This is a genomic window from Micromonospora fiedleri, assembly GCF_016774385.1.
Classification (GTDB): Bacteria; Actinomycetota; Actinomycetes; order Mycobacteriales; family Micromonosporaceae; genus Micromonospora; species Micromonospora gifhornensis.
Window position 1 is genome coordinate 1 of record NZ_JAETXL010000094.1, and the last position, 450, is coordinate 450.

A 450-nucleotide genomic window follows, 5' to 3' on the forward strand; every position below is an offset into this window, starting at 1 on the left:
CACGCCCCTTCCCCCGCGTTCCCGTTGGGTGGTGCGGCCTTTCCCGACGACCACCCCCGTCGCCCCACCCACCTCCTGCCCTGGTCGCTGCCGACCCCGCCACTTGCGCCGGACCCGCGGGCGGTCGGCCTGGTCGGTGCCGCGCTGCTCACTCCGCTGGGCCTGCGCAGCCTCTCCCCCGAGTGCCCCGGTTACCTCGGCGGGCACCGGGGTGGGCCGGCCGCGCGGGACGGCGCCTACCACCAGGGCACCGTCTGGCCGTGGCTGATCGGCCCGTACGCCGACGCCGCCCGCCGGGCCGGGCTGCCGGTCCGCGCGTTGTTCGTCGGTCTGGAGGCCCCCCTGAGCGAGTACGGCCCCGGCTCTGTCCCTTACACCCCCCCCGGTGTGTATACGATGCCCCCCCCGCCCAACCCTCGCCCCCCGCCCACTGCCCGCGGTCGCTCCTGC

At 77.3% G+C, this 450-nt stretch carries 1 protein-coding gene; it reads left to right on the forward strand.

All coding sequences use genetic code 11. The annotated features are described in order from the left end of the window. The coding region (locus JMF97_RS30790; RefSeq protein WP_273543979.1) for an amylo-alpha-1,6-glucosidase at nucleotides 1–450 on the forward strand (450 nt) is incomplete at both ends.